This is a genomic window from Mesorhizobium sp. B2-3-15, from assembly GCF_006442875.1.
Lineage (GTDB): Bacteria > Pseudomonadota > Alphaproteobacteria > Rhizobiales > Rhizobiaceae > Mesorhizobium > Mesorhizobium australicum.
Window position 1 is genome coordinate 154,427 of record NZ_VFVO01000014.1, and the last position, 24,277, is coordinate 178,703.

Sequence of the window (24,277 nt, forward strand, 5' to 3'; positions counted from 1 at the left end):
GCCCTTGCCTCCCGCTCCCACTGCATGCAAGGAGTGCTATACGACAAAGGGACGGATCATGGCGGCAGAGGCAGCGGGCAGCGATCTCATTCAGGTGGTGGCATTGCTGGCGGCGGGCGTGGTGGCCGTCCCGATCTTCAAGCGCATGGGTCTCGGTTCGATTCTCGGTTACCTGGCCGCCGGCGTGGTGATCGGTCCGTTCGGCCTCGGCGTCTTTTCCGAATCGGGAGCCATCCTCCATGTCGCCGAACTCGGCGTGGTCATGTTCCTGTTCATCATCGGCCTGGAAATGCAGCCGTCGCGGCTTTGGGGCCTGCGCCGCGAGATCTTTGGGCTGGGCGCGCTTCAAGTCGGCGTCTGCGCGGTGCTCTTGACTGGTGTCGGCATGGCCGGAGGGTTTCCGATCGCGCAATCCTTCGTCGCCGGCGCCGGTTTCGTGCTGACCTCGACGGCCATCGTCATGCAGCTTCTGGAGGAGCGCGGCGAAATCGCCGCGCCCAAGGGCCAGCGCATCGTCTCCATCCTGCTGCTGGAGGACCTGGCTATCGTGCCGCTGCTCGCCTTGATCGCCTTCCTGGCGCCGGGCGGTGCCGGTACCAGCCTGTCGGAGCGGCTGACCGAGGTCGGCATCGGCCTCGCCGCGATCATCGGCCTGGTGGTAGCGGGACGCTACCTCCTCAACCCCTTCTTCCGCATCCTGGCGGATGCCCGTGCGCGCGAAGTGATGACGGCCGCGGCTCTGCTGGTCGTGCTCGGATCGGCGCTTGCCATGCAGCTCAGCGGCCTGTCAATGGCGATGGGCGCGTTCCTGGCCGGCGTGCTGCTCTCGGAATCGACCTTCCGCCATCAGCTTGAAGCCGACATCGAGCCGTTCCGCGGCATCCTGCTCGGCCTGTTCTTCCTGGCGGTCGGCATGTCGCTCGATCTGCATGTGGTGGCCGCGAACTGGAAGCTGATCGCCGTCTACGTCGTGGCCTACATGGTGATGAAGGCTTTCGGCATCTACATTGTCGCCCGCATCCTGAAATCAGGCCACCGCGAGGCATTGGAGCGCGCGGTCTTCATGGCGCAAGGCGGTGAATTCGCCTTTGTGCTCTATTCCGCGGCCGCCGCCGTCGGCATCATCGACGGCCAGGCAAACGCAACGCTGACCGCGATAGTCATCATCTCCATGGTGCTGACGCCGCTGGCGATCATCGCCTTGCGCTATTTCACGCCACGGGACGAGCAGTCGCTGGACGGCGTCGAAGTCGCCGACGGCCTGTCCGGCAGCGTGCTGATCATCGGCTTTGGCCGCTTCGGCCAGATCGCCAGCCAACCCCTGCTCTTGCGCGGCATCGACGTCTCGATCATCGACAACGATGTCGAGATGATCCAGGCGGCCGCCGATTTCGGCTTCAAGGTCTATTATGGCGACGGCACGCGGCTGGACATCCTGCACGCGGCCGGGGCCGGCCGGGCGCGGGCCGTGCTCATTTGTGTCGACAAGCCCGACGCCGCCATCCGCATCGCCGAACTCGTCAAGGCTGAGTTCCCCTTGCTTACGGTGCTGGCCCGTGCGTTCGACCGCGGCACGGCGCTGCAGCTCATCCGCGCCGGCGTCGATTATCAGCTGCGCGAAACCTTCGAATCGGCGCTCGTCTTTGGTGGCTCGACCCTCGAGGCGCTGGGCGTCGATCCCGAGGACGTCGCCGAAACGATCGAGGACGTCAGGCGCCGCGACACGGCCCGGTTCGAGACCCAGCTCGCCGAAGGCATCCGCTCGGGACAGCGTTTCCTGAAAGGCAATATCGGTACGCCGATCCCGACCCCACTCTCCACGCCCCGCCGTCCTGGCCAGGCGCTCAACGAGGAAACGGCCGGCGTCCTGCATAAATCCGAATCGGCGGATTGAGGGAGTTAGGCATGGAATTGGACAGAAGAGCCCTGTCGATCACCAAGTTCTGGCGCGACGCCGGCGAGGATGCTTGGTTCGAGAAGAACGACGCTTTCGATGCCGATTTCCGCGACCGCTTCCTCGATCTCCACTACGCCGCAGCGCGCCGTGAATGCGATGTCTGGTCAAGCCATGCCGAGGGCTCGCTGGCGCTGATGATCCTGCTCGACCAGTTCCCGCGCAATTGCTTTCGCGGCACCGGCCACATGTTTGCGACCGACCCACTGGCAAAGCATTTTGCGCAAAAAGCGGTCGATGCCGGCCACGATCTGGCATTGGAACCGGAAGTGCGTGTGTTCCTCTATTTGCCGTTCGAACATTCGGAAAACCTTGCGGACCAGGAGCGGTCGGTCGAACTTCATACCGCCAGGGCCGAGTTCAATCTGAAATACGCGCTGGAGCACCGCGACATCATCCAGCGCTTCGGCCGCTTTCCGCACCGCAACCGGATGCTTGGCCGCGAGACCACGGCTGAGGAAAAAGCATTCCTCGATGACGGTGGTTTCTCCGGCTGATCCTCGATTTAGCGCCGCCACCAGTCGCGGCCTGATGGCAGCCGCTCGATGCCGGCCGCATCGACCGCGCTCAGGCGATCGGCCACGCGTTTGCCGCCTATGGCAAGATCCGGCGCGATTTCGGCCAGCGGCGCCAGCACGAAGGCGCGCTCCAGCATGCGCGGGTGCGGCACTTCCAGGCCCGTTTCATGGATGATGCGGTCGCCGAACACCAGGATGTCGATGTCGATGAGGCGCGGCCCCCACCTCTCCTCACGCACGCGTTTGAGCTTTCGCTCGGCATCGAGGCAGAGGTCGAGCAATGCCCGCGGCGACAGCCGCGTCGATAATTCGGCGGCCGCGTTGAGGAAATCCGGCTGGTCGAGCTTGCCCCAGGGCGGCGTCCGGTAGAGCGAGGAGACGGCGGCCATGTCAGTATCGGGATCGGCGTCGAGCAGGCGCAACGCGGCTCCCATCGACGCCGCCGGATCGCCCAGATTGCCGCCGAGGCTCAGATAGACGGTGTTATTCGGGCCAGACAACGGTCACCTCGACGTAATCGAGCACGCCAGGCACCGGCGCATTGGGCTTGCGAACGGTGACCTCGGCTTTCCGAATCTGGGGAAAGCGCCCGGTGAGAGCCTTCGCGACTTCCAGGGCCAGCGCCTCGATCAGGAAGCGCCGGTGTCCGGTGATGATCTCCTCGATGACGGTGAAGGCGACGCCGTAATTCACCGTTTCCCCGATGGCGTCATCGACGAGCGCGCGTCCCGGCTCGACGGTGAGCGAGGCATCGACATAGAAGCGCTGCCCCAGCGCTTCTTCCTCGTCCAGCACGCCATGCCGGGCAAAGAAGGCGCAATTCTTCATGCGGATGACATACATGGCTCAGCGTTCCGATCCGGTTTCCCGCGCCAGCATAGCATCCGCCACCGCCAGCGCGTCCACGTTGATTGCGACATCATGGACGCGAAACAGATGCGCGCCCTTGAGCCGGAGAATGACGCTGGTCGCCGCCGTGCCGGCCGCCCGGTCGGCGGCGTCACGGCCGGTGACGGTGCCGATGAAACGCTTTCGCGAGGTACCGGCCATCAGCGGGAAGCCGAGCGCGCCAAGCTCGGCAAACCGTGCCATCAGATCGAGGTTTTCCTCCGCCGTCTCCTTGGCGAAGCCGAAGCCGGGATCGAGCACGATATGGCCGTCGGCGACACCTTGCCCGCGCCCGATCTCAAGCGATTTTCCCAGGAACGCCAGCTGGTCGGCGATCACATCGGGCAGCTTGTCGCGATCCCGTCCAGTATGCATGATGACAAGCCCGGCGCCGGTTTCGGCCGCCACCCGCGCAATGTCGGGCTCACGCTGCAGACCCCAGACATCGTTGACGATATGCGCACCGGCCTTGACGGCGAGCCGGGCGGTGTCGGCACGATAGGTGTCGACCGAAATCAGCACGTCGCCGACCTGCGCCAACGCCTCGATCACGGGCAGGATACGGGCCTGCTCCTCGCTGGCCGATATCGCGGCGGCGCCCGGGCGAGTCGATTCTCCGCCGACATCGATGACGGCAGCTCCTTCCCCGATCATGCGGCGCGCCTGGACGAGCGCGGGTTCAGGAGCATCAAACAAGCCGCCATCGGAGAAGCTGTCGGGTGTGACATTGAGGATGCCGACGACCACGGCCTTGCCGCCAAGCTCGAGATGGCGTCCATGCGCCAATTGCCATCGCCCCGCCGTCATAGCGCTTCAACCATGGGCTCATCAACCAAGATGTCATCAACGATGTGTGATCCGCATTGGATCAATTCCGTTGCGCCGGCGAAGGCCGTAAAGCAAGGTGATTGAAGAGGCAACATGATGATACGATCCCTGCTCTGCGCACTGCTGCTTACCGCCGCCGTTCCGGCGAATGCGGCCAATCTGGTGAAGACATACAGCTATTTCGCCATTGGCGGCAGAACGCTGGAGGATATCGAGCAGCAACTTGCCAAACACGGGCCCCAGGTCAAAAGCACGGGGTCGCGCCACCCTGGCGCCACCCAGATGGCTTTCACGACACGCATCAGCTACGCCAGCCAGCCGGGCTCCTGCCGGATCGCCGACGCGGTCGTCACCGTCAAGGTCAAGGTGATCCTTCCCGAATGGCGCCGCCCGCGCAAAGCCGACGCCGATGTGCGGCTGTTCTGGGATACCTTGTCCGCCGACATCAAGCGCCATGAAGACCGCCATGTCGAGATAGCCCAGAACCACGGCCGCGCGCTGGAAGACGCCCTGAAGGCAGCTTATCCGCAGAAGGATTGCGACGCCGCAAAGGCCAAGGCCGCTGCGATCACGGCGGCCGAGCTTGCCAAACACGACAGGGACCAGGTGCGGTTCGACCGTGTCGAAGGCGCCAATTTCGAAAGCCGCATCCTGCGGCTGCTGCGTTACCGGATGGAGCGCATCGAGAGCGGCCAGTTGCGGCCGCCGGCCTGAATCTCCTCGCCGCCTCCGTTCGCCTGGATGCAAGCCAGCCGGGCGGAAGCGTAGTGCCAGCTTGGAATTTTTTTCGAGGAACCGTCGAAATCGGCCTATACGGAACGACATATCCAGGGTTGCCAAGGGCACAATCCAGAAGCACGGGCATCACGATCGATCACGCCGCGGATGCACCACACAAGCCCAATGGTGATGCGGCAGCGCAAAGCGCATGGACGAGAAGATTTATGGACCAGGCTGTCGACAAGCAGGCCGTGGCGGCCGTGAGCGCGCCGCTGAGCGAAAGCGAAAAGAACGCCATTATTGGCGGCGTTCTCCTGTCGATGCTGCTGGCAGCCCTCGACCAGACCATCGTCGCGCCCGCCATGCCGACCATCGGGCGCTTGCTCGGCCGTGCCGAATACCTGCCATGGATCGTCACCGGCTACCTCTTGACCGCAACCGCCGTGGCACCGCTCTACGGCAAGATTTCCGACGTCTATGGGCGTCGGCCAACCGTCTACGCGGCAATCCTCATCTTCCTTGCTGGATCGCTGGTCAGCGCACTGGCCCCCAACATGTTCGTCCTCATCCTGGGTCGCGCGATCCAGGGGGCCGGCGGCGGTGGTCTTTTCGCGCTGACGCAGACCGTGGTCGGAGACCTCGTCCCGCCGCGCGAGCGGGCGCGCTATGCGGCGTGGTTTTCCGGCACCTGGGCCGTTGCCAGCGTCGCCGGGCCGCTGCTGGGCGGCACCTTCGCTGAGCATCTGCACTGGTCTCTCATTTTCTGGATCAATATCCCGCTGGGCTTTCTTGCCATGGCGATCATCAACAAGCCGCTCAAGAAGCTGCCCATCGCGGCCAAGAACCACAGCATCGATGGCCTCGGCGCATTGCTGCTGATCGTGGCGACGGCGCTGTTGCTGCTGGCACTGAACTGGGGCGGCAGTGCCTATCTCTGGTTATCGCCGGAAGTCATCGGCGTCCTGGCGTGCTCCGCGCTGTTCTGGGGCGCCTTTGCCTTGCGGCTGATGCGGGCGGCCGAACCGCTCATCTCGCTCGAGGTGCTGGGCAACCCGATCGTCCTGGCCGGCACCCTGTCGATGTTCCTGCTCCAGGCCTCCAGCGTCGGCCTTGCCGTGTATCTGCCGGTCTATCTGCAGTCGATACTCGGCCTCACGGCCAGCGAGTCGGGCATTGCAATGCTTGGTCTTCTGCTTGGAACCGTGGGCGGCGCCGCTTCCAGCGGCCGCCTGATACCACGCTTCACCCACTACAAGCGCATCGCCATGGTCGGCGTCGTCTTCGCCATCCTGTGCACGGGCCTGCTGGCTTTTGTCGCCGGCCATGCATCGCTGCTTGTCGTCGAAGCCCTGACCATCTGTATCGGGCTGGGAACCGGCACGACATTTCCGGTAACCACCGTGTCCGTGCAGAACGCCGTCGACCGCATGCATCTTGGCGTAGCGACGGGGGTGCTTACCTTTCTGCGTTCGCTGGGCAGTGCATTGGGGGTGGCGATGCTCGGCGCGGTCGCCCTTGGCTCTGGGTTGCCGCTGGCCGGCGAAGGCGTTCAGGTGGCTGGACATGTCGTATCGGCCCAACCCTTCGTGATGATCTTTCTCGTCGCGGCCGGCACTCTGGGATTGGGCCTCGTCACGCTGACGCTGATGCCCGAGAAAGAACTTCGGGGCCACGTCGATGATCCGGCGCCGATCCTGGCGGAATAACTAGCCGGAAACGCCGAGCTTCTTTTGCAGGCTGGTGGACGAGGTCGTGTACTGGAACACGATACGCTCGCCGGGGCTGACGATGCGCTTGGCGGCCTGCGCCATCAGCGCCACCTCGTGAAAGCCCGACAGGATCAGCTTCAGCTTGCCCGGGTACCAGTTGATGTCGCCCACCGCGAAGATGCCGGGCACCGAGGTCTGGAACTTCTCGGTATCGACCGGGATCAGGTTCTCGTGGAGATTGAGCCCCCATTCCGCGATCGGGCCGAGCTTCATGGTCAGTCCGAAGAACGGCAGCATGCGGGTGCAAGGCACCTCGATGTCGCCATCCGGGCCGCCCTTGATGGTGGCCGATGACAACTGGCCATCGGCTCCGGTGAGCCCGGTCACCTGACCGACCCTGAATTCCAGCTGCTTCATCTCCTGCATGGCGTACATCTTGTTGACGCTGTCGGGCGCCGCGCGAAACTCGGCCCGCCGGTGAACCAGTGTCACGCTCTTTGCCATCGACTGCAGGTTCAGCGTCCAGTCGAGCGCCGAGTCGCCACCGCCGACGATGACAAGGTCATGGCCGCGGAAATCCTCCATCCGGCGCACCGAATAGAAGACGCTCTTGCCCTCATAGGGTTCGATGCCCGGGATCGGCGGGCGCTTCGGCTGGAATGAGCCGCCGCCGGCGGCGATGACCACCACCTTGGCCTCGAATACCTCGTTCTCGTCCGTGGTGACGCGAAAGCCGCCGTCTTCCAGCTTCTCAAGGCTGGAGACCATGCGGTTATAGGTGAATTCAGGCTGGAACGGCGCGACCTGCTCGAGCAGCTTGTCGACGAGCCCTTGCGCCGAGATCGAGGGCCAGCCGGGAATGTCGTAGATCGGCTTTTCCGGATAAAGTTCCGCGCATTGGCCGCCGGGCTTGTCGAGGATGTCGATCAGGTGGCATTTCAGGTCCAGCAGGCCGAGCTCGAACACGGCGAACAGGCCGACCGGCCCTGCCCCGACAATGAGGACGTCTGTGCTGATGATGCCGGTCATGATGCGCCTCGCTGCGAAAGTCCGGGCGAGACTGCATGACCAGCGGCCCGCTGCCAAGCGTCAGCGGCAAAAATCGCCCGTGCTGGCTTCAGCCCTGACGCTCGGGCACCCGGACGATCAGGCCGTCGAGCGCGTCGCGTACCTTGATCTGGCAGGACAGGCGCGAGTTCGGCTGGACGTCGTAGGCGAAGTCCAGCATGTCTTCCTCCATCGCCTCGGGCTCGCCGACTTCGGCCGTCCATGCCTCATCGACATAGACATGGCAGGTCGCGCAGGCGCAGGCGCCGCCGCACTCCGCCTCGATGCCCGGGACAGCGTTGCGGATGGCGTTCTCCATGACCGTCGAGCCGTTTTCGGCGTCCACGTCGAAATGTGTGCCGTCATGGGCGATGAAGGTCAGTTTGGTCATTTGTCACCTGAAGGGAGTTTCGCCCCGGACGAAGGGAGTTCGCCCGAGGGGAAAGCGAGTTTCGCCCGAGATAATCACTCCGGCAAACAAGTCAACTGCCGTGCGAAAGCGGCGCTCCGTGACGTTTTTGTCGCAAACCTGGATCAGCGATTGATGGCGGCGATGAAGTCGCGCACTTCGTCGATCAGCCTGCCGAGCCGCTTGAGCGTCTGGGCGTCCTCCGGGCGATGCTCGATATCGGTGACGCAATCGGCGATGGCGAAGGCACCCACGCCACGGGCCGACCCTTTCAAACCATGAGCCAGCAGGAGCCGGTCCTTGATGTCGGCATCGACTATTTTGTCGCGTACCGACAGTGCCTGCTGTACAAACAGCGCCAGCACCTCTTGCTCGAGGGCGCGGTCGCCCATCGTTTGCCGGGCAAGGTGTGCCAAATCGACCGGTCGGGACTGCCTCGTTCCCGATACGTCGCCCCCCGGCATTGAGAAGGCAATGCCGCTTTCGCCACGCATGAACTCGAACTCCATTTTCTTCGGTCGCCTGAAAACCTAGGCGAATCCAGTGGACAACGGGTTAATGGATGGCCCGGAAAAATGTTGCGAAAGCGGCGCCCAAATCACGCTTCCGTTAACCTTATATTTAAAGTTTTACGTATCCCGCGGAATGCATGTTTTCTTTACCCCCCTGTGTCATTACGATACGAGGGTCCATTTTCAGCCTCCTGCGCGGGGGTAAGACAAGCACAATTATAAGCCCCCGCGGCAGCTAGTACAGGGTAGCGAAGGCATGGCGAAGAAACCAACAACGACCAGAACTCTCGACAGCGACGTAGCCAGGGAACTCGAGAAAGCGCTCGATCTCGACCTGAGCGGCGATACCGATAGCGGCGACCTCGATATCGCGGCCTCGATGGAAGATCTGGAAGCGCAGATATCGCAGGCCGCCGACGAACTGGCACGCGAGGGACGCAATCAGCAGCCGGCGCCCGTCGTCAATCAGCCCCAGGCCGCGAAGCCCGCGCCAAACGCCAAGCCGGCCGAACTTCGCCCGGTTGAGACGCGCAATGGTGGCCAGCCCGCCGGCTTCGCGCCCGCCAACGACGATCGTCAGAAAGATTACAAGACCCTTCTCCACAGCCTGAACAGGCGCGCCTCCAACACTATTTACTGGGTCATCGCCTTTGTCTCGCTTGCCTGGATCGCGGGCGCCGGCGGACTGGCGAACCTGCTTTTTGGACCGAGCATCTGGCGGATCCGCACGCTGGACCAGTTCTTTGCCCGCCCCGAACTGATCGGCCTTGCCGTCGCGGCTATCGTGCCTGTCATCCTGTTCTGGGCCTTCGCGACGATGATTCGCCGCGCTCAGGACATGCGCATCGCCGCGCAATCGATGACGGAAGTGGCCTTCCGCCTGACCGAGCCGGAAAACATGGCCCAGGATCGCGTCATGATGATCGGCCAGGCCGTCCGCCGCGAGGTGGCTGCCATGGGCGAAGGCATCGAACGCACCCTTGCCCGTGCCGTCGAACTGGAGACGCTGGTCCACAGCGAGGTCAACCAGATCGAGCGCTCCTATTCGGAAAACGAAACCCGCATCAGGTCGCTGGTCGACGGATTGGGCAGCGAACGCGAAGCAGTGGTCACCCATGCCGAACGCGTCCGCGCCTCGATCTCCGGCGCGCACGAGACGCTGCGCGATGAAATCGGCGCGGCAAGCGACATCATTCGTGACAGCATCCTCAACGCGTCGACCAAACTGTCGATGACGATCACCAATTCCGGCGACACGCTGATCGACCGCATCAACGAAAGCTCGATGTCGATCTTCGATTCGGTGGAAGGCCGCCTCGACAACATCACCGACCGGCTTTCGACCTCCGGCGAGGCTTTCGCCAGCCTGCTCGACACCCGTATCGCCAAGCTGACGGACACCACGGACGGTTTGACCCGTTCGTTGACGGACCTGCTCGACGATCGCACCACCGGCATGGTGTCGCTGCTCGGCGGCGCCGCGCGCACCCTCAATTCCGAGTTCGAGGCCAGCCTCAACGGCATCGAACGCACCTTGGCCGAACGCGGCCAGGCGCTGATCAGCGAATTTCAGACCCGCGCCGAAGCGCTGGACACCGGCACCCAGAAGCTCAATGCCGCGCTGGAAGCCCGCGCCCGCCAGATCAACGAAACGCTGGTCGAGCGCGCGCGCGAAATCGCCCACACCTTCGCCGAGAGCAAGGACACGCTGTCGGCCATGATCGATCAGGGCAAGACCCAGATCGGCGCCGACATGGCCGACATCGTCACCTCGACCTCTTCCATGCTCGAAGCGCGCGCCAGCGATTTCGCCGGCCGCATGGAGGCAGCCCGCCACGTCGTGTCGCGCTCCTTCGATGCCGACATCCAGCGGCTCGCCGACGCACGCGTCGGTATCGAAGAAGCCGTCGAAAACCATAGCCGCAAGCTCTCCGAGAGCCGCGAGCGCATGGCGGCAGCCATGCAGGCGGACCTGGAGAAATTCGACGAAGGCCGCGCCGGCATCGATGCGGCGGTGACCAACCAGGTGCAGAGGCTGGCCGAAGGCCGCAGCCTGATAGCGCGTGCGCTCGAAGAAGACCTGCGCAAGGTCAACGAATCGCGTGCCGCCATCGATGCGTCGCTCGGCAGCCACCTCGAAAGGCTGGAAGAAGGCCGCAACCGGCTCTCACTGGCTCTCAACGAAGACTCCGGAAAATTGGTGCAAGCTCGTACCATCATTGATGAAATGGTGGCCGGGCATGTTGGAAAACTGGCCGAAGGCCGCAACATTTTGTCGCGCGCCTTGGAGGCCGATCTCGGCAAATTGTCCGAGAGCCGCGCCGACATTGACGGCCTTGTCGCCGGCCAGGTCGAGAAAATAGCCGAGGGCCGCGCGGTGCTCGCCAAGGCGCTGGAAAACGACATTGCTGGTATCAAGAACCTCATCGAGGCGCATTCGGCGAAACTGGCCGAGGACCGCACGCAGCTTGGCCGTTCGCTCGAAAGCGACCTGTCGGGGATACGCGGGCTGATCGACGGCCATTCGGGACGCCTGGCGGAAGACCGCAGCCTGCTGTCGCAGACGCTCGAAGCCGACCTCGCCAAGCTGGCCGAAAGCCGCTCCAGCATCGACGGTCTGGTCGCCGGCCAGGTCGAGAAGCTCGCCGAGGGCCGCGACATCCTCAAGCGTGCGCTGGAATCCGACCTCAATACGATCAAGAACGTCATATCGAGCCAGTCGGACAGGCTGGCCGAGGATCGCGGGCAGCTCTCACGTGTTCTGGAAGCCGATCTGCAGAATGTGAACAGCGTCATCGCCGACCACATGAACAGGCTGGTTCAGGATCGCTCGACCTTGTCGAAGGCGCTGGAGGACGATCTCGCCAAGCTGGCCGAAAGCCGCTCCGGCATCGACGGTCTGGTCGCCGGCCAGGTCGAGAAGCTCGCCGAGGGTCGCGACATCCTGCGCCGCGCATTGGAAGCCGACCTCAGCACGGTCAGAAACACCGTTGCCGATCAGTCCCAGAAACTGGTCGACGACCGCGCCCAGTTCGCCCGCGCGCTGGAGGCCGATCTCGAAACCGTCAACAGCCTTGTCAACAGCCACTCGGACCGACTTGCCCAAGAGCGATCGACACTGTCAAAGGCGCTTGAGGCCGATCTCGATGCTGTCAGCAGCCACGTCAGCAGTCACGCGGAACGGCTTGTGCAGGAGCGTTCGAACTTGTCGAAGGCGCTTGAGGCCGACCTTGAGACTGTCGGCACCCACGTCAACAATCACGCGGAACGGCTTGTGCAGGAGCGTTCGACCTTGTCGAAGGCTCTCGAGGACGATCTTGCCAAGCTGGCCGAAAGCCGCTCCAGCATCGACGGTCTGGTCGCCGGCCAGGTCGAGAAGCTTGCCGAAGGCCGCGATGTCCTCAAGCGTGCGCTGGAGGCAGACCTTGCCAAGCTGGCCGAAAGCCGCTCCAGCATCGACGGCCTGGTTGCCGGCCAGGTCGAGAAGCTCGCCGAAGGCCGCGACATTCTCAAGCGTGCTCTCGAAGCCGACCTGCAGAAGCTGACCGAAAGCCGCGGCGATATCGACGATATCATCGCCGGACATGTCGGCAAGTTGTCCGAAGGCCGCAACATGCTCAGCCGCGCGCTGGAAGATGATCTCGGCAAGCTCGCCGAGAGCCGCAAGGAGGTCGATCGTTCGCTGTCCGGCCACATCGACCAGATCGCGGCCAGGAGCACGGACATTTCCGCCGCGATCGCCGCCGATGTCGACAAGATCGAGCAGGCGTTCAGCCGCCAGACCGGCATCATCGAGGAACGCGCCGGCACCATGGAGCGCGCGCTCTCGACTGGTGTCGACAACGTCCGCAACGTGCTCGAGAAGAGCGCTGTCTTCGTCGCCGGCGCATTGCGCGAAAAGGTGTTGGAAGTCACCAGCACGCTGCACGAACAGGCCGGTGCGGCTTTCAGCGACGCCGATCGCAAGATCGCCGAGCGCGCCGAGCAGACGTCCGCCGCCCTGCTGGCCCGGGCCGAAGACATCGCCCGCACCTTCGAGGAGGCCGATCGTCGCCTCCACGCCCGTGCGGAGGATACGTCGAACGCCCTGCTCGCCCGCGCCGATGACACCTCCAGCTCGCTGCTGGCCCGTGCCCACGAAACCGCCGATCAACTCGCTGCCCGCGCCGGCGAGATCGCCGGCACCTTCGACATGGCCGACCAGAAGCTTGCCGCCCGCGCCCAGGAAACCGCCGATCAGCTGGCCGCCCGCGCAAGCGAGATTGCCGGCACGTTCGACGCGGCCGACCAGAAGCTGGTCGCCCGTGCCGTGGAAACGGCGCAGTCGCTGGCCGCCCGCGCCGGCGACATCCTGCGGAACTTCGAAAGCGCCGACCAGCGGCTCGGCATGCGCATCGGCGAATCCGCCGAGGCGCTCGCCGCCCGCGCGTCGGACCTCGGTCGTATCTTCGATGCCGCCGACCAGCATTTGGTCTCGCGCATCGCCGAGGGTTCGGACGCGCTGTCCAGCCGGGCATCCGAAATCGCCCGCATCTTCGACGACGCCGACCAGCGCCTGGTTTCGCGCATCGCCGACAGCACCTCGACGATCGGCGAGCATGCGCAGACCATTGTCGGCGCCTTTGCAAGCACCGAGCAGCGGGTCGCCGATCGCGCCCGCCAGACCGGTCAGGAACTGGCCGTGCACGCCCGCGAAATCGAGCAGGCACTTGCTGGCGCCGACGAGCGTCTTGCATCGAGCGCGGCGGCAGCGGCCGCCCGTGTCGAAGAACAGATCGCTGGGGTCGAAAACCGGCTCGCCTACACCACCGAGACGATGGGCCAGAAGCTCAACGAGCAGGTGTCGAGTGCCGAGGCACAACTCGTATCGCGTGCCAATGTGATCGCGGAAACCTTTACCGCGGTCGGACAACATATCGGCCAGAGCACCAATGACGCGGCCAAGACGATCGGCGCCAACACCCGCGAGCTCAACACCATGCTCGCGGCGCGGTCGGCCGAGATGTCGAAGATCCTCGACGAAACCGCGCGGCCTTTGGTCGAGCGCTTCGCCCAGGGCGGCTCGGAACTGCAAAAGAGTATGGAAGAGGTCACCGAACGCGCGACCGAGAAGCTGCGCAGCGAGAATGCAGCCCTGGTCAACGCACTGGCCAGCCGCACCGCCGAAACCTTGTCGGCGGTCGAAGGCGCCCGCTCGTCGCTGTCCGACAGCGTCGCCGATCTGATCGGCCGCATGACCAAGTCCAGCTCGCAGCTCGGCCAGCTGATCGATCAGGCCGCGGTCAACCTCGGCGAGGTCGACGAACGTCTGACCGGCAGCACGCAAAGCTTCGCGGCGACCACCGAAAAGGCGGCGCAGACCTTTGCCAGCTCGGCGCGTCTGGTCGATTCCAACACGACGAGGCTGACGGAACTGTCGTCGTCAACCTTGCGCGAAGTCGCCTCGATCGCCACCAAGTTCGATGAACACAGCCGCTTGCTGGCCAGCGCCTCGGACCTGTTGAGCTCGGCCCAGAGCAACCTCGAACACACGCTGGAAAGGCAGTCCTCACTTGAGGACCTCGCCGTCGGCCTGGTCAAGAAGTCGGAAGATCTCGAAAGGGTCATGCGCTCGTTCGAAAATCTCGTCGGCCAGACCCTGCAGAACGCCGAGGGCAAGACAATGGAGTCCGCCGACAAGATCCGCAACGCCATCACCGACGTCGTCGATTCGGCAACCAAGCGCTTCGCCGATGCGACCGAGGAGATGCGGCGCACCGCGGGCTCGATCAAGAGCGAGCTCGACCTCACCCGCGCCGAGCTCAAGAAGGGCGTCATCGAGATGCCGGAAGAGGCAAAGGAGTCGACATCGGCCATCCGCCGCGCGGTTTCCGAGCAGATCAACGCCTTGAAGGAGCTTTCGGACATCGTGGCGAAGTCCGGTCGTGGCGGCGACACTTCAGAACCGCGGCCCTTGCGCCCTGCGCCGCAGGCACCGGCGGCACGCGCCGCCGAGCCACCCCGTCGCGCCCCGGCACCGCAGGCGGATCTGCGCCCGCCACAGGCGCCACTGGGCGGCGCGGGACTGCGCGGCACGCTCGATCTGGAGCGCCCGGCTGAGGCAGCACCGCGCCAGCGTGCCACCGACGCCACTGCCCGCGCGCCGCAAGGCGGCTGGGTGCGCGATCTCTTGACCGCCGCGTCGAACGATGCCGAGCTCAGGCCGGCGGCTCCCCAGGCGCCAGCGGAAGCCCCGCGCGCGGCCCCTGCCCAGCGTTCGCCGGCACATGTCGTGGAATCGCTGAACTCGCTGTCCGTCGATATCGCGCGGGCCATCGACCACGATGCCTCGATCGAGCTGTGGAACCGCTACCGGCGTGGCGAGCGTGACGTGTTCACGCGCAGGCTCTACACGCTCAAGGGCCAGCAGACGTTCGATGAAATCCGCCGCAAGTATCAGGCGGAGGCCGAATTCCGCACCGCCGTCGACCGCTATTGCGACGATTTCGAGAAGCTGCTGAAAGATGTCTCGCGCAACGACCGCGACAACATCATGGCGCAGACCTATCTCACGTCGGACACCGGCAAGGTCTACACCATGCTGGCCCATGCAAGCGGCCGCCTGCATTAGGTGGTCGACAAGCCAAACCGAAAAAGGCGGGGGCTTGTCTCCCGCCTTTTTCTTGAAGGAACTGACTCGCCACCCGGAGACGGATCCGGGTTTGATCTCGCTTTCCGGAACCGGATCCTGAGTTGTGAAGACGGCAATCATCTTCGACTGCGAATTTCTCTGCCTTGAGGGATCACAACGCCGATTCTGGTGCGCGGCCCATGATCTCGATCCGATCATTGCGCAGATCGGCGCGGCAGGCTCGGCCTCGAAGGTGATTCCCCGTGCTGGGCACGCACAAGGCCTATATCAGACCGGTCGACCGGTTTGGCGAGCGGTACACGCTCGATCCGTTCTTCACTGGACTGACCGGCATCACCGAAGAAATCATCGAGGCCGAGGGCATTGCGCTGAAAGACGCCCTGGCCGGCGTCGATAGGTTTTCCGCCGGAGCGCGGCTGTGGTCCTGGGGCAAGGACAAACTGAACATGATCGCCATCAGTTGCTATGTCGCGGGCATCAGGCCGCCTATCCCGGCCACCCGGTTCGACAATGCGGTCAAGCTGCTGGTCGCGGCCGGCATGCCGATCGAGGACCTGGCAAGGACGCCGAGCAACAAGCTTGCGGATTATCGAACATCCGCCACTGCAGGGGCATGACGCGCTCGACGATGCGCTGTCCGTAACCTACACCCTGCAGCACCTGATGAAGACTGGAAAGCTGCGGCCGGACACCTTCGACCGTCCGTAACCCGGAAGCGTTGGTGGAATCCCGGCGCGCCTGGCGCTCAGATCACCGAATCGGTCCAGCGAACGACCTGCTTGGCCGCATCGCCGAAGGCGGCGTCGAGCGCGCCGACATAGGCCGGGTTGCCGCTCCCCGAAACGGGTGCCGATGCGGTGAAGCTCTTGGAAGCCTTCACTTCCCCGTTGCGGTCGTTGAGCAAGCGCACGAACAGGTTGACCTCGGCATGTTCGCCGCCATTGACGCGCACTTCGAAGGACCGAACCTCGACGATGACCTGATAGTCGATCGCCAGCCCCTCGCCCGGCTTGCCAACGCCGGCAAAGCTGCCCGAGCGCTGGAATGTCTCGGCCAGCCGCGCCTGCACGATCAGCGGCAGGCGGTCGGCCCATTGCGCGCCCTTCAGATACTGGATCGAGCCGTCGGAGGGTTTGATGACGATGTTCTGGCTGTCCAGTGCCTTCAGCGCCGAAGGCTGGGCGATCAGGATTTGCTTGCGGCTGTGGCCATGCGCGTCGACCGACGGCGCCGACAGTTCGAACGTGTCGAGCGGTGCCGGCTTGCCGCCGAGCGCCGCGCAGCCGGCAACCGCCAGGACAAGCAGCACCGCAGCCGATTTCAACCCGCCCGTTCCAAGCCTACTCAATCTCACGCGTGATCCCCGTTATCCCCTGATCGCAAGATCAACCCGCATTCACGAGCACTGTTCTTGCGGCGGGCCGATGCCGAAGTCAACGCCGCGCCCTGCCGTCGAACTGCCGAACCTCGCCGTCGCCGCCCGAAAGGATGCGCTGCGGATTGCGGCTGAGATCGGTCACCGCCTCCTCGATGCGGTTGATCGAGCGGCGGCTATCCTGCACCAGCGCCTCGACATTCTGCAGCCCCTGGCCCGAGAAGCGCGCCAGATTGTCGGTGATAACCCCAAGCCGGGCATTCAGCGTATCGGCGACCTGCTTGAACGATTTCAGCGTATCCCTGGCGTCGGCCATCACGCCGTCGGCCTGGCCCGAGCCGAGCAGCTTGTCGACCTTGGCGAGAATGCCGTCGACCCGCACCGAGGCGTCGTTGAGCCGTTGCGCCAGCTGCCTGGCGTCCTTGATCGTCTGGTCGATGTCGTCAGCCCGATTGGCGATCTTGCCGGTCACCTCCGCGATGTCGGCAGCCGCCTTGTTGGCGCTGTCGCTGGCCTTCTGGATGTTGGCGAGCGCTTGGCGCACCTGCGCCGGATCGATGCCGTCGAGCACGCCGTCGACCTTGGCCAGCGTGCCTTGCGTCTGCTTGGCGAAATCGTTGACCGATCCCACCGCCGTATCGACATTCCTGATCACACCGTCCAGCTGCTGCGAGGTTTCCTTGAGGTTCCCCGTCACCGCATCGACATTGGCAACGATGCTCTTGATCTTGTCCTTGTCGACGGCATTGAGCAGGCCTTCCGCTGCCTTCAACGTGCCGTCGAGCTTGCCTGAAACGCCTTTCAGCTCATCGGACAGCGCGCTGACGGCGGACAGGAATTTGTCGATGCCGTCGGAATTCCTGGCCAATGCATCGGAAAACGTCTGCACGTTCTGCACAGTCTGCGTCAGCGGCCCCCGCACATCCTTGGTGAAGCCTTCCAGCTCCGTCAGCACCTTGTCGGCACGGGTGAAGATGTTTTGCGCCGTCTGCAGCAGATTGGTCACGGCAGAAGGATTGGCGACGATCTCGGCGACCTTGCCTTCCTTCTCGGCCTGGTCGAGCAGCTTGACTTCCTTGGGGTCGGCGCCCTTGAGCTCGATATTGGCCTGCCCGGTGAGGCCGGCGAGGCCGATGTCGGCCTGCGTCGACTTGGTGATCGGCGTCATCCGGTCGATCTCGGTGTCGGCGATGGCGACAGTCGGATTGTCGACGTCGATGTAGACGCGCTTGACGTCGCCGACCTTGACGCCGTTGAACAGCACGAAGCTGCCGCGGCCGAGACCTGAGGCCGAGCCCGGAATGCGCACCCGCAGCAGCGTCGTCTCGCCCCTGTCGCCGATCGCCGCCGTCCAATAGACGAAGCCGAACGCCGCCAGGATCGCAACCAGCGTGAAAATGCCGACAATGACGTAGTTGGCTCTGGTTTCCATTGCTTCACTTATGGCTATGCACGTGCGGCAAGATCAAGTTGCCGTGCGCGTTTTCCGCGGAAATAGGATTTTACCCACGGCTCCTCGCTCTTCAGCATGTCGTCGATCGTGCCTTCGACCAGCACCTTTTTCTTGCCGAGCACCGCCACGTGGTCGCAGGCGGTAAACAGCGTGTCGAGGTCGTGGGTCACCATGTAGACGGTCAGGTCCATGGTGTCGCGCAGCTTGACCACCAGTTCGTCGAACTCGGCCGCGCTGATCGGATCGAGGCCGGACGTCGGCTCGTCGAGAAAAACGATGTCGGGGTCGAGCGCCAGGGCGCGGGCAAGTGCCGCGCGCTTGATCATGCCGCCGGAGAGTTCGGAGGGAAACTTCTGCGCCGCATCCGGCGGCAGTCCGACCAGCTCGATTTTCAGCAGCGCCAGTTCGTCCATCAGCTTTCTTGGCAGATCGAGATATTCGCGCATCGGCACCTGCACGTTCTCCATCACGGTCAGCGCCGAAAACAGCGCCCCATGCTGGAACAGAACGCCAAGACGCATGTCGATGCGCAGCCGCTCGAGATCGCTTGCCTTGTCGACGTCGACGCCAAACAGTTTGATTGTTCCCGACTGCTTGGGCATCAGTCCGAGAATGGTTCGCAACAGCACGGACTTGCCGGCGCCCGAGGCACCGACGAACCCCAGTATCTCGCCGCGCTTGATGTCGAGCGACAGTTTGTCGAGGATCAGCTTGTCGTCGATGGCAACGGTGACGTCGTGCACCGAAAGCACGATTTCGCTCTCGTCCGGCGCCTCAGTCGTGATTCCGTTTCCCTTTGCCATGTTACTAGAACTGGATCGCTGCGTAGAACATAGCGAAAAGTCCGTCGAGAATGATGACGACGAAGATCGACTTCACCACCGAAGCGGTCACGTGCTGCCCGAGCGATTCGGCACTGCCGCCGACCTTCATGCCCTCGACTGAAGCGATCGTGCCGATGATCATGGCCATGAACGGCGCCTTGATCAGCCCGGCGAAAATCGTGCTGAGATCGATTGCGACACGCAACCGGTCGATGAAGGCAGCGGGGGGGATATCGGAGTAGAGCCAGGCCGCGACAATGCCGCCGCCGAGCGCGGCGAAATTGGCGATGATCGTCAGGCAGGGCAAGGCGATCACCAGGGCAACCAGACGTGGAAAAACCAGGACGCCGATCGGATTGAGGCCGATGACCTTCAGCGCGTCGACCTCCTCGCGCATCTTCATCGAGCCGATTTCGGCGGTGATCGCGCTGCCGGAGCGGCCGGCGATCATGATTGCCGTCATCAGCACGCCGAGTTCGCGCAGGATCAGCACGCCGACCAGGTCGACGACGAAGATGTCGGCGCCGAAATAGCTCAGCTGATAGGCACCCTGCTGGGCGACGATGGCGCCGACGATCGCCGACATCAGCACCACCACGGGGATAGCGCCGACGCCCATGCGATCGATCTGGTTGAAGATCGCCGCCGGATTCACGGCATGGCCACGGCCGAGCTTCATCTGCGCGCCGCGGATGGTGGCGCCCAATATGTTCATCGAGGCGAGGAAATCGTCGCGCATCTCGTAGACGCGCCGGCCCACCGCCTCCAGTGCCCGAATGACAATGTTGGGTGGTCCCGCCGGTCCGGCTTCGGGTTCGCGCCGGACGGCCTCGCTCACTGCTTCGAGCAGGATGGAAGCGACGTCACTTTGGCCTTGCAGCCTTACCTCGACATTCTTCTTCTCGAAGACGCTGACCAAGCGATCGATCAGCCAGGCGCCGGCGGTGTCGATCTTCTCGATTTTCGAAAGATCGAGCGCCAACATCTTGAAACCGCTTCGTTTCTCGATCTTGCGCATCTCGGCGTCGATCAGCGCCACCGTCCGCGTCGTCCAGATGCCGGAGAACGCACAGCCGAGGACCCCATCCTCCTCGCCGACCGCGACGCGCGGGTCGTGGTCAGTCCCCGAGGCGGTCGTGCCGCTTGCGTCGCGTTTGCCGATGGTCAACATGGCGTCCTGTTTAGCCTGATGGGTCCGACCTTGTCGATTTGCCGACAACCCTTCTCGCATAGCCGGAGCAGAAAAATATGGCGCGTGTCATTTCGGTCGAGGCCGAGCGTTTTCCGATCGCCGGGACCTTCACCATTTCGCGCGGCTCCAAGACAGAGGCCGAGGTCATCACCTGCACGATCAGCGACAACGGCCATGTCGGTCGCGGCGAATGCGTTCCCTACAAGCGCTATGGCGAGACCATGGACGGTGTGAGCGGCGCGATCGCGGCGATGCGCGACCGGATCGCCGGCGGGATGGACCGTGCCGCCCTGCTCGACGCAATGCCTGCCGGAGCGGCGCGTAACGCTGTAGACTGTGCCCTGTGGGACCTTGAAGCCAAGATCAGCGGCAATCCGGTGGCGAACGCAATCTGGCCGGCCCCTTTGCATCAGCTCGAAACCGCCTACACGCTGTCGCTCGGCGAACCGGAGGCGATGGCGGCGCAGGCCCGCGCCAATGCCGGCAGGCCGCTGCTGAAGGTCAAGATCGGCGGCGACAACGACGCCGCCCGCATCCAGGCGGTGAGGCAGGCGGCGCCCGGGAGCCGATTGATCCTCGATGCGAATGAAGGCTGGACCGACGACAACATTGTCGCGAATCTCGCTTTTGCCGCGAAGCAAGATATCGCCTTGATCGAGCAGCCGCTGCCGGCGGGCCGTGACGGCATCCTGCGCCACATAGCCCATCCGGTGCCGATCTGTGCTGACGAGAGCGTCCATGAAGCAGGAAACCTCGAGGCGCTTGTCGGCCTCTACGACGCCGTCAACATCAAGCTCGACAAGTCCGGCGGGCTGACAGCGGCGCTCACCTTGCGCGACCGCGCCCGTGAGCTGGGTTTTGGCATCATGGTCGGCTGCATGGTCGGCACGTCGCTGGCAATGGCGCCGGCGGTGCTGCTCGCGCAAGGAGCGGATTTCGTCGACCTCGACGGCCCGCTGCTGCTTGCCCGGGATCGTGTCCCGGGTCTCGTTTACCAGGGATCGCTCGTCTCACCCCCGGACCGGGCTCTGTGGGGCTGAGCGCGCGGCAAGCCCGATCAGCATAAGGCCGACGATCGCGATCGGGATCATCGCCAGGAATCCATCGACACCGAGACGGTCATAGAGCGGGCCGGAAACAAGCGTAACGGCGGCCATGAAGAAGCCGTTGAAGAAATAGGCGATGCCTTGCGCGGCACCCGTGCGCTCTTCGGAGACGGTCTCGCCGATCATTTTCTGCAGGCCGATCAGCACCATTGCGACAGACACCGAATGCAGCGACTGCACGGCAAAGAAGCCGGCGGTGCCGAGGCAGAGCGGCCATATCAGTGGAAAGATGATCCAGCGCACAACGGATCCGATGCCGGCAATCACCATCACCTTGACGACAGACACGGAGGCGAAAATGCGATTGAAAAACAAAAACATGCAGACTTCCGACACCACGCCCCACGCCCACAGCAGGCCGACAACGGAATCGCTGATGCCGATCGATTTCCAATAGATGGAAACGAAACCGTAGAGGAAGGCGTGGCTGGCTGTAATGATGCCGACGCCAAGGGTGAAGGAGAGGAAATAAGCGTTGAACAGGCTTGGCGCCGCATGCTGGATTTCCACTGCCGACAGCGGCGAGGCCTTTCGCGGCCGTCCCATGCGCGGTGCCAGCAGGCCTGCGATGAGTGCCGCGCCAAGGGCAAGGAATATGATCACCGGGACGGCTCCAGGGCCGCTGGCCGCCAGGATGAAACCGCCCGCGACATTGGCCAGGAGATAACAGATCGACCCCCATTTGCGCATACTCGCATAATTGGCCCCGAAGCGGCGCACGCCCGAGAGCGCCAGCGAATCGGCGATCGGCGAATGTGGCGTCCAGACGATGGTCAGCACCAGCGACACCGCCAGCACCGTCGCGTATGTCGGGGTCAGGAAGTATCCCGCGGACAGCAGCAGCGATGCGGCGACGAGCACGACATAGACATCGGCGCGGTCCCTGGCTCGATCGGCAAGTGTGGTCAGCAGCGGCGTCGTTACGACGCGCAGGAACATCGGCGCCGCCAGAATGACGGCGATCTGCTCGGCATGAAACCCCTTGGCCTGCAACCAAAGCGGGAAATAGGGCAAATGGGTGCCAAGCGATATGAACAACGTGCCGAAGATCAGGCTCATGCGCAGTTCAAAACGGCTCGGCTTCACGAGTTGTTCGGGTGAAAGCGGTGGCAGCGGCATGAATCGATCCAATGACGCTGCGCTCAACGACCGGCGAGCAGCGCAAGCCGATCCTTAACATGAGCAAAAACCGGACGAAACCGGCTGGACCAGTCGATTAACACCAGAAATTGCAGGGCCGGCTTCCGCCTCAGGCCGCCTGCACCACCCTGTCCTCGATCAGCAGCGGGATGAAGGGCTCGTCAAGCGCTTCAGGCAATACATGCGCCCAGGTCAGGATTTCCATGCGGCCGTCGAAATGCTCGACCACGGCGGTGCAGCTCTCCACCCAGTCGCCGGTGTTGATATATTGTACGTCGCCATAGCTTTCGATGGCGGCATGGTGGATATGCCCGCAGATGACGCCGTCGACATGCGAGCGTCGCGCTTCCTCGCTGAGCACTGTCTGGAACGAGCCGATGAAGTTCACCGCCTTCTTGACCTTGACCTTGGCCCAGGACGAAAACGACCAGTAAGGCAGGCCGAGCAGCTGGCGCAACCGCGTGATCACCCGGTTGACTTGCATGGCGGCGTCATAAGCATGGTCGCCGAGATAAGCGAGCCAACGCTGGTTGTGGACTACGGTGTCGAACTGGTCGCCATGGATGACCAGCAGCCGCCGGCCATCGGCGGTTTCATGGATGGCGCGGTCGGCAACGACGATGCCGCCGAAATGCACGCCCTGGAACTGGCGGGCGAATTCGTCGTGATTGCCGGCGATATAGGTGATCGAGGCGCCTTTGCGCGCCTTGCGCAGCAGTTTCTGCACGACATCATTGTGGCTTTGCGGCCAATGCCAGCTGCGCCTCAGGCGCCAGCCGTCGACGATATCGCCGACCAGATAGATGATGTCGGCATCGTGGTAGCGCAGGAAGTCGATCAGGAAATCGGCCTTCGCCGCCTTCGAGCCCAGATGGACATCGGAAATGAACATGCTGCGGAAAGTGCGGGGCTCTTGGCCTGACATCGCGGATTCACCCTTGCTTTCGAGCAGCCTATGCCCCGATTCATGCAACAACCATATGACGGTTGCGATTGGTCCAGCGCTGGCGCTAGCCTGCCGGGCAAATCAAAGGAGAAAATCGTCATGGATCTCGGTATCCGCGGAAAGAAGGCCATCGTCTGCGCTTCGAGCAAGGGGCTTGGCCGTGGCTGCGCCATGGCGCTGGCCGAGGCGGGCTGCGACATCGTCGTCAATGGGCGCAATGCGGAGCTGGTCGCGAAAACCGCCGCGGAACTGCGCCAGCGCCATGGCGTGACGGTGACGGAAGTGGTCGGCGACGTTTCTAAGCCGGAGATACAGAAAGCGCTGCTCGCCGCCTGTCCGGAACCCGACATCCTCGTCAACAACAATGGCGGACCGCCATTGCGCGATTTCCGCGAACTCGATCGCGGAAAAATCCTCGAAGGCGTGACCCAGAACATGGTGACGCCGATCGAACTGGTTCAGGCGGTCATTGACGGCATGGCTGCGCGCGGCTTCGGGCGCATCGTCAACATCACCTCGCTATCGGTCTACGTCCCCATACCCGGCCTCGACCTGTCATCGGGCGCGCGCGCCGGCCTGACCTCGTTTCTCGCCGGCGTGGCGCGCACGGTGATCGAGCGCAACGTGACCATCAACAGTCTCTTGCCCGGCAAGCTCGACACTGACCGACTGCGCGGCCCGCATGAGGCTGGCACGCCAGAGGATCCCAAGGCGGCCGCGGCGCGCAAGACCCGCATCAGTGCCGACGTGCCGGCCAAACGGCTCGGCACGCCGGAGGAATTCGGCCAGATCTGCGCCTTCCTCTGCTCGGTCCATGCCGGCTACCTGACCGGGCAGAATATACCCGTCGATGGCGGTCTCTACGTCAGCGCTTTCTGACCGAAATGTCGGCAAAGCGGCGCGAAACATCCGGCATGTAACAGCCGTAAGTGTCTGACATCTAGAGATTTTCGATGCGCTGGCGCTTAAAGATGCCGGCGCGTCAATTAGCGTCGCGAAAAACCTTGGCCTCATGCTAAAAGGAC

Annotated in this window: 19 protein-coding genes and 1 pseudogene; 8 read left to right on the forward strand and 12 right to left on the reverse strand. The window is 63.7% G+C overall.

Annotated features, from left to right (window positions below):
- Window positions 1-58: 58 nt before the first annotated feature.
- Entirely contained in the window at window positions 59-1,894 is a 1,836-nt protein-coding gene (locus tag FJ954_RS25855) for a monovalent cation:proton antiporter-2 (CPA2) family protein (RefSeq protein ID WP_015317680.1), read from the forward strand.
- Between the two features lie 11 nt (window positions 1,895-1,905).
- Window positions 1,906-2,451: a DUF924 family protein gene (locus FJ954_RS25860; protein WP_140664262.1), complete on the forward strand. Its 546-nt coding sequence runs from the start codon at window positions 1,906-1,908 to the stop codon at window positions 2,449-2,451.
- Window positions 2,452-2,459: 8 nt separating this feature from the next.
- On the opposite strand, the gene folK is transcribed toward FJ954_RS25860, so the two are convergent.
- The 3 genes from folK to folP are packed head-to-tail and all read right to left on the reverse strand — an operon-like array spanning window position 2,460 to window position 4,167.
- Window positions 2,460-2,972, reverse strand: a complete 513-nt coding sequence (gene folK, locus FJ954_RS25865) for a 2-amino-4-hydroxy-6-hydroxymethyldihydropteridine diphosphokinase (protein WP_140664264.1) — start codon at window positions 2,970-2,972, stop codon at window positions 2,460-2,462.
- Window positions 2,956-3,315, reverse strand: coding sequence for a dihydroneopterin aldolase (folB, locus tag FJ954_RS25870; RefSeq protein ID WP_023773903.1), 360 nt, complete (start codon window positions 3,313-3,315; stop codon window positions 2,956-2,958). The genes folK and folB overlap by 17 nt, the downstream gene beginning before the upstream one ends.
- A 3-nt stretch (window positions 3,316-3,318) precedes the next feature.
- Window positions 3,319-4,167, reverse strand: coding sequence for a dihydropteroate synthase (gene folP, locus FJ954_RS25875; protein ID WP_140664267.1), 849 nt, complete (start codon window positions 4,165-4,167; stop codon window positions 3,319-3,321).
- A gap of 114 nt (window positions 4,168-4,281) precedes the next feature.
- On the opposite strand from folP, the gene FJ954_RS25880 reads away from it, so the two are divergent.
- Window positions 4,282-4,902 carry a DUF922 domain-containing protein gene (locus FJ954_RS25880; protein WP_140616268.1) on the forward strand — a complete coding sequence of 207 codons (621 nt, stop codon included), beginning with the start codon at window positions 4,282-4,284 and terminating at the stop codon, window positions 4,900-4,902.
- A gap of 230 nt (window positions 4,903-5,132) precedes the next feature.
- Window positions 5,133-6,614 (forward strand): MDR family MFS transporter, encoded by a 1,482-nt coding sequence (locus FJ954_RS25885; protein WP_140664270.1) that lies wholly within the window; start codon window positions 5,133-5,135, stop codon window positions 6,612-6,614.
- Here the strand turns inward: FJ954_RS25885 and FJ954_RS25890 are convergent, their stop codons facing one another.
- The 3 genes from FJ954_RS25890 to FJ954_RS25900 form a co-directional block, all read right to left on the reverse strand.
- Window positions 6,615-7,646: an NAD(P)/FAD-dependent oxidoreductase gene (locus tag FJ954_RS25890; RefSeq protein ID WP_140616266.1), complete on the reverse strand. Its 1,032-nt coding sequence runs from the start codon at window positions 7,644-7,646 to the stop codon at window positions 6,615-6,617.
- Window positions 7,647-7,734: 88 nt separating this feature from the next.
- Window positions 7,735-8,055 carry a 2Fe-2S iron-sulfur cluster-binding protein gene (locus FJ954_RS25895; RefSeq protein WP_015317672.1) on the reverse strand — a complete coding sequence of 107 codons (321 nt, stop codon included), beginning with the start codon at window positions 8,053-8,055 and terminating at the stop codon, window positions 7,735-7,737.
- 143 nt (window positions 8,056-8,198) lie between these two features.
- Window positions 8,199-8,567 (reverse strand): Hpt domain-containing protein, encoded by a 369-nt coding sequence (locus FJ954_RS25900; RefSeq protein WP_015317671.1) that lies wholly within the window; start codon window positions 8,565-8,567, stop codon window positions 8,199-8,201.
- Window positions 8,568-8,841: 274 nt separating this feature from the next.
- Here FJ954_RS25900 and FJ954_RS25905 point away from each other — a divergent pair, with 274 nt between their 5' ends.
- On the forward strand, window positions 8,842-15,195 hold the full coding sequence (locus tag FJ954_RS25905) for a kinesin (protein WP_140664273.1): 6,354 nt from the start codon (window positions 8,842-8,844) through the stop codon (window positions 15,193-15,195).
- Between the two features lie 124 nt (window positions 15,196-15,319).
- Window positions 15,320-15,924 (forward strand): annotated as a pseudogene (locus FJ954_RS25910) (exonuclease).
- 37 nt (window positions 15,925-15,961) lie between these two features.
- Here FJ954_RS25910 and FJ954_RS25915 read toward each other — a convergent pair.
- The 4 genes from FJ954_RS25915 to FJ954_RS25930 all read right to left on the reverse strand — a co-directional run bounded on the left by FJ954_RS25915 (window position 15,962) and on the right by FJ954_RS25930 (window position 20,039).
- Window positions 15,962-16,570: an ABC-type transport auxiliary lipoprotein family protein gene (locus FJ954_RS25915; RefSeq protein ID WP_140616262.1), complete on the reverse strand. Its 609-nt coding sequence runs from the start codon at window positions 16,568-16,570 to the stop codon at window positions 15,962-15,964.
- A 79-nt stretch (window positions 16,571-16,649) separates the two neighbouring features.
- Window positions 16,650-18,023, reverse strand: a complete 1,374-nt coding sequence (locus tag FJ954_RS25920) for an MlaD family protein (RefSeq protein WP_140664276.1) — start codon at window positions 18,021-18,023, stop codon at window positions 16,650-16,652.
- A 14-nt stretch (window positions 18,024-18,037) separates the two neighbouring features.
- Window positions 18,038-18,847: an ABC transporter ATP-binding protein gene (locus FJ954_RS25925; RefSeq protein WP_023783273.1), complete on the reverse strand. Its 810-nt coding sequence runs from the start codon at window positions 18,845-18,847 to the stop codon at window positions 18,038-18,040.
- Between the two features lie 4 nt (window positions 18,848-18,851).
- Entirely contained in the window at window positions 18,852-20,039 is a 1,188-nt protein-coding gene (locus FJ954_RS25930; protein ID WP_140664278.1) for an ABC transporter permease, read from the reverse strand.
- 77 nt (window positions 20,040-20,116) lie between these two features.
- Here FJ954_RS25930 and dgcA point away from each other — a divergent pair, with 77 nt between their 5' ends.
- Window positions 20,117-21,100 (forward strand): N-acetyl-D-Glu racemase DgcA, encoded by a 984-nt coding sequence (dgcA, locus tag FJ954_RS25935; protein WP_140664281.1) that lies wholly within the window; start codon window positions 20,117-20,119, stop codon window positions 21,098-21,100.
- Here the strand turns inward: dgcA and FJ954_RS25940 are convergent.
- Window positions 21,071-22,285, reverse strand: coding sequence for an MFS transporter (locus tag FJ954_RS25940; RefSeq protein WP_140664284.1), 1,215 nt, complete (start codon window positions 22,283-22,285; stop codon window positions 21,071-21,073). The genes dgcA and FJ954_RS25940 overlap by 30 nt on opposite strands.
- Before the next feature lie 130 nt (window positions 22,286-22,415).
- On the reverse strand, window positions 22,416-23,231 hold the full coding sequence (locus FJ954_RS25945; protein ID WP_140616254.1) for a UDP-2,3-diacylglucosamine diphosphatase: 816 nt from the start codon (window positions 23,229-23,231) through the stop codon (window positions 22,416-22,418).
- Between the two features lie 120 nt (window positions 23,232-23,351).
- Here FJ954_RS25945 and FJ954_RS25950 point away from each other — a divergent pair, with 120 nt between their 5' ends.
- On the forward strand, window positions 23,352-24,131 hold the full coding sequence (locus FJ954_RS25950) for an SDR family oxidoreductase (RefSeq protein WP_140664287.1): 780 nt from the start codon (window positions 23,352-23,354) through the stop codon (window positions 24,129-24,131).
- Window positions 24,132-24,277: the final 146 nt, after the last annotated feature.

Coding starts and splice junctions, on each gene's coding strand:
- folB (WP_023773903.1), bottom strand. CDS start 3,315: ATGTATGTCATCCGCATGAAGAATTGCGCCTTCTTTGCCCGGCATGGC.
- FJ954_RS25930 (WP_140664278.1), bottom strand. CDS start 20,039: ATGTTGACCATCGGCAAACGCGACGCAAGCGGCACGACCGCCTCGGGG.
- FJ954_RS25950 (WP_140664287.1), top strand. CDS start 23,352: ATGGATCTCGGTATCCGCGGAAAGAAGGCCATCGTCTGCGCTTCGAGC.
- folP (WP_140664267.1), bottom strand. CDS start 4,167: ATGACGGCGGGGCGATGGCAATTGGCGCATGGACGCCATCTCGAGCTT.
- FJ954_RS25885 (WP_140664270.1), top strand. CDS start 5,133: ATGGACCAGGCTGTCGACAAGCAGGCCGTGGCGGCCGTGAGCGCGCCG.
- FJ954_RS25895 (WP_015317672.1), bottom strand. CDS start 8,055: ATGACCAAACTGACCTTCATCGCCCATGACGGCACACATTTCGACGTG.
- FJ954_RS25945 (WP_140616254.1), bottom strand. CDS start 23,231: ATGTCAGGCCAAGAGCCCCGCACTTTCCGCAGCATGTTCATTTCCGAT.
- FJ954_RS25855 (WP_015317680.1), top strand. CDS start 59: ATGGCGGCAGAGGCAGCGGGCAGCGATCTCATTCAGGTGGTGGCATTG.
- dgcA (WP_140664281.1), top strand. CDS start 20,117: ATGGCGCGTGTCATTTCGGTCGAGGCCGAGCGTTTTCCGATCGCCGGG.
- FJ954_RS25925 (WP_023783273.1), bottom strand. CDS start 18,847: ATGGCAAAGGGAAACGGAATCACGACTGAGGCGCCGGACGAGAGCGAA.
- FJ954_RS25880 (WP_140616268.1), top strand. CDS start 4,282: ATGATGATACGATCCCTGCTCTGCGCACTGCTGCTTACCGCCGCCGTT.
- FJ954_RS25860 (WP_140664262.1), top strand. CDS start 1,906: ATGGAATTGGACAGAAGAGCCCTGTCGATCACCAAGTTCTGGCGCGAC.
- FJ954_RS25940 (WP_140664284.1), bottom strand. CDS start 22,285: ATGCCGCTGCCACCGCTTTCACCCGAACAACTCGTGAAGCCGAGCCGT.
- FJ954_RS25920 (WP_140664276.1), bottom strand. CDS start 18,023: ATGGAAACCAGAGCCAACTACGTCATTGTCGGCATTTTCACGCTGGTT.
- FJ954_RS25905 (WP_140664273.1), top strand. CDS start 8,842: ATGGCGAAGAAACCAACAACGACCAGAACTCTCGACAGCGACGTAGCC.
- FJ954_RS25890 (WP_140616266.1), bottom strand. CDS start 7,646: ATGACCGGCATCATCAGCACAGACGTCCTCATTGTCGGGGCAGGGCCG.
- FJ954_RS25900 (WP_015317671.1), bottom strand. CDS start 8,567: ATGCGTGGCGAAAGCGGCATTGCCTTCTCAATGCCGGGGGGCGACGTA.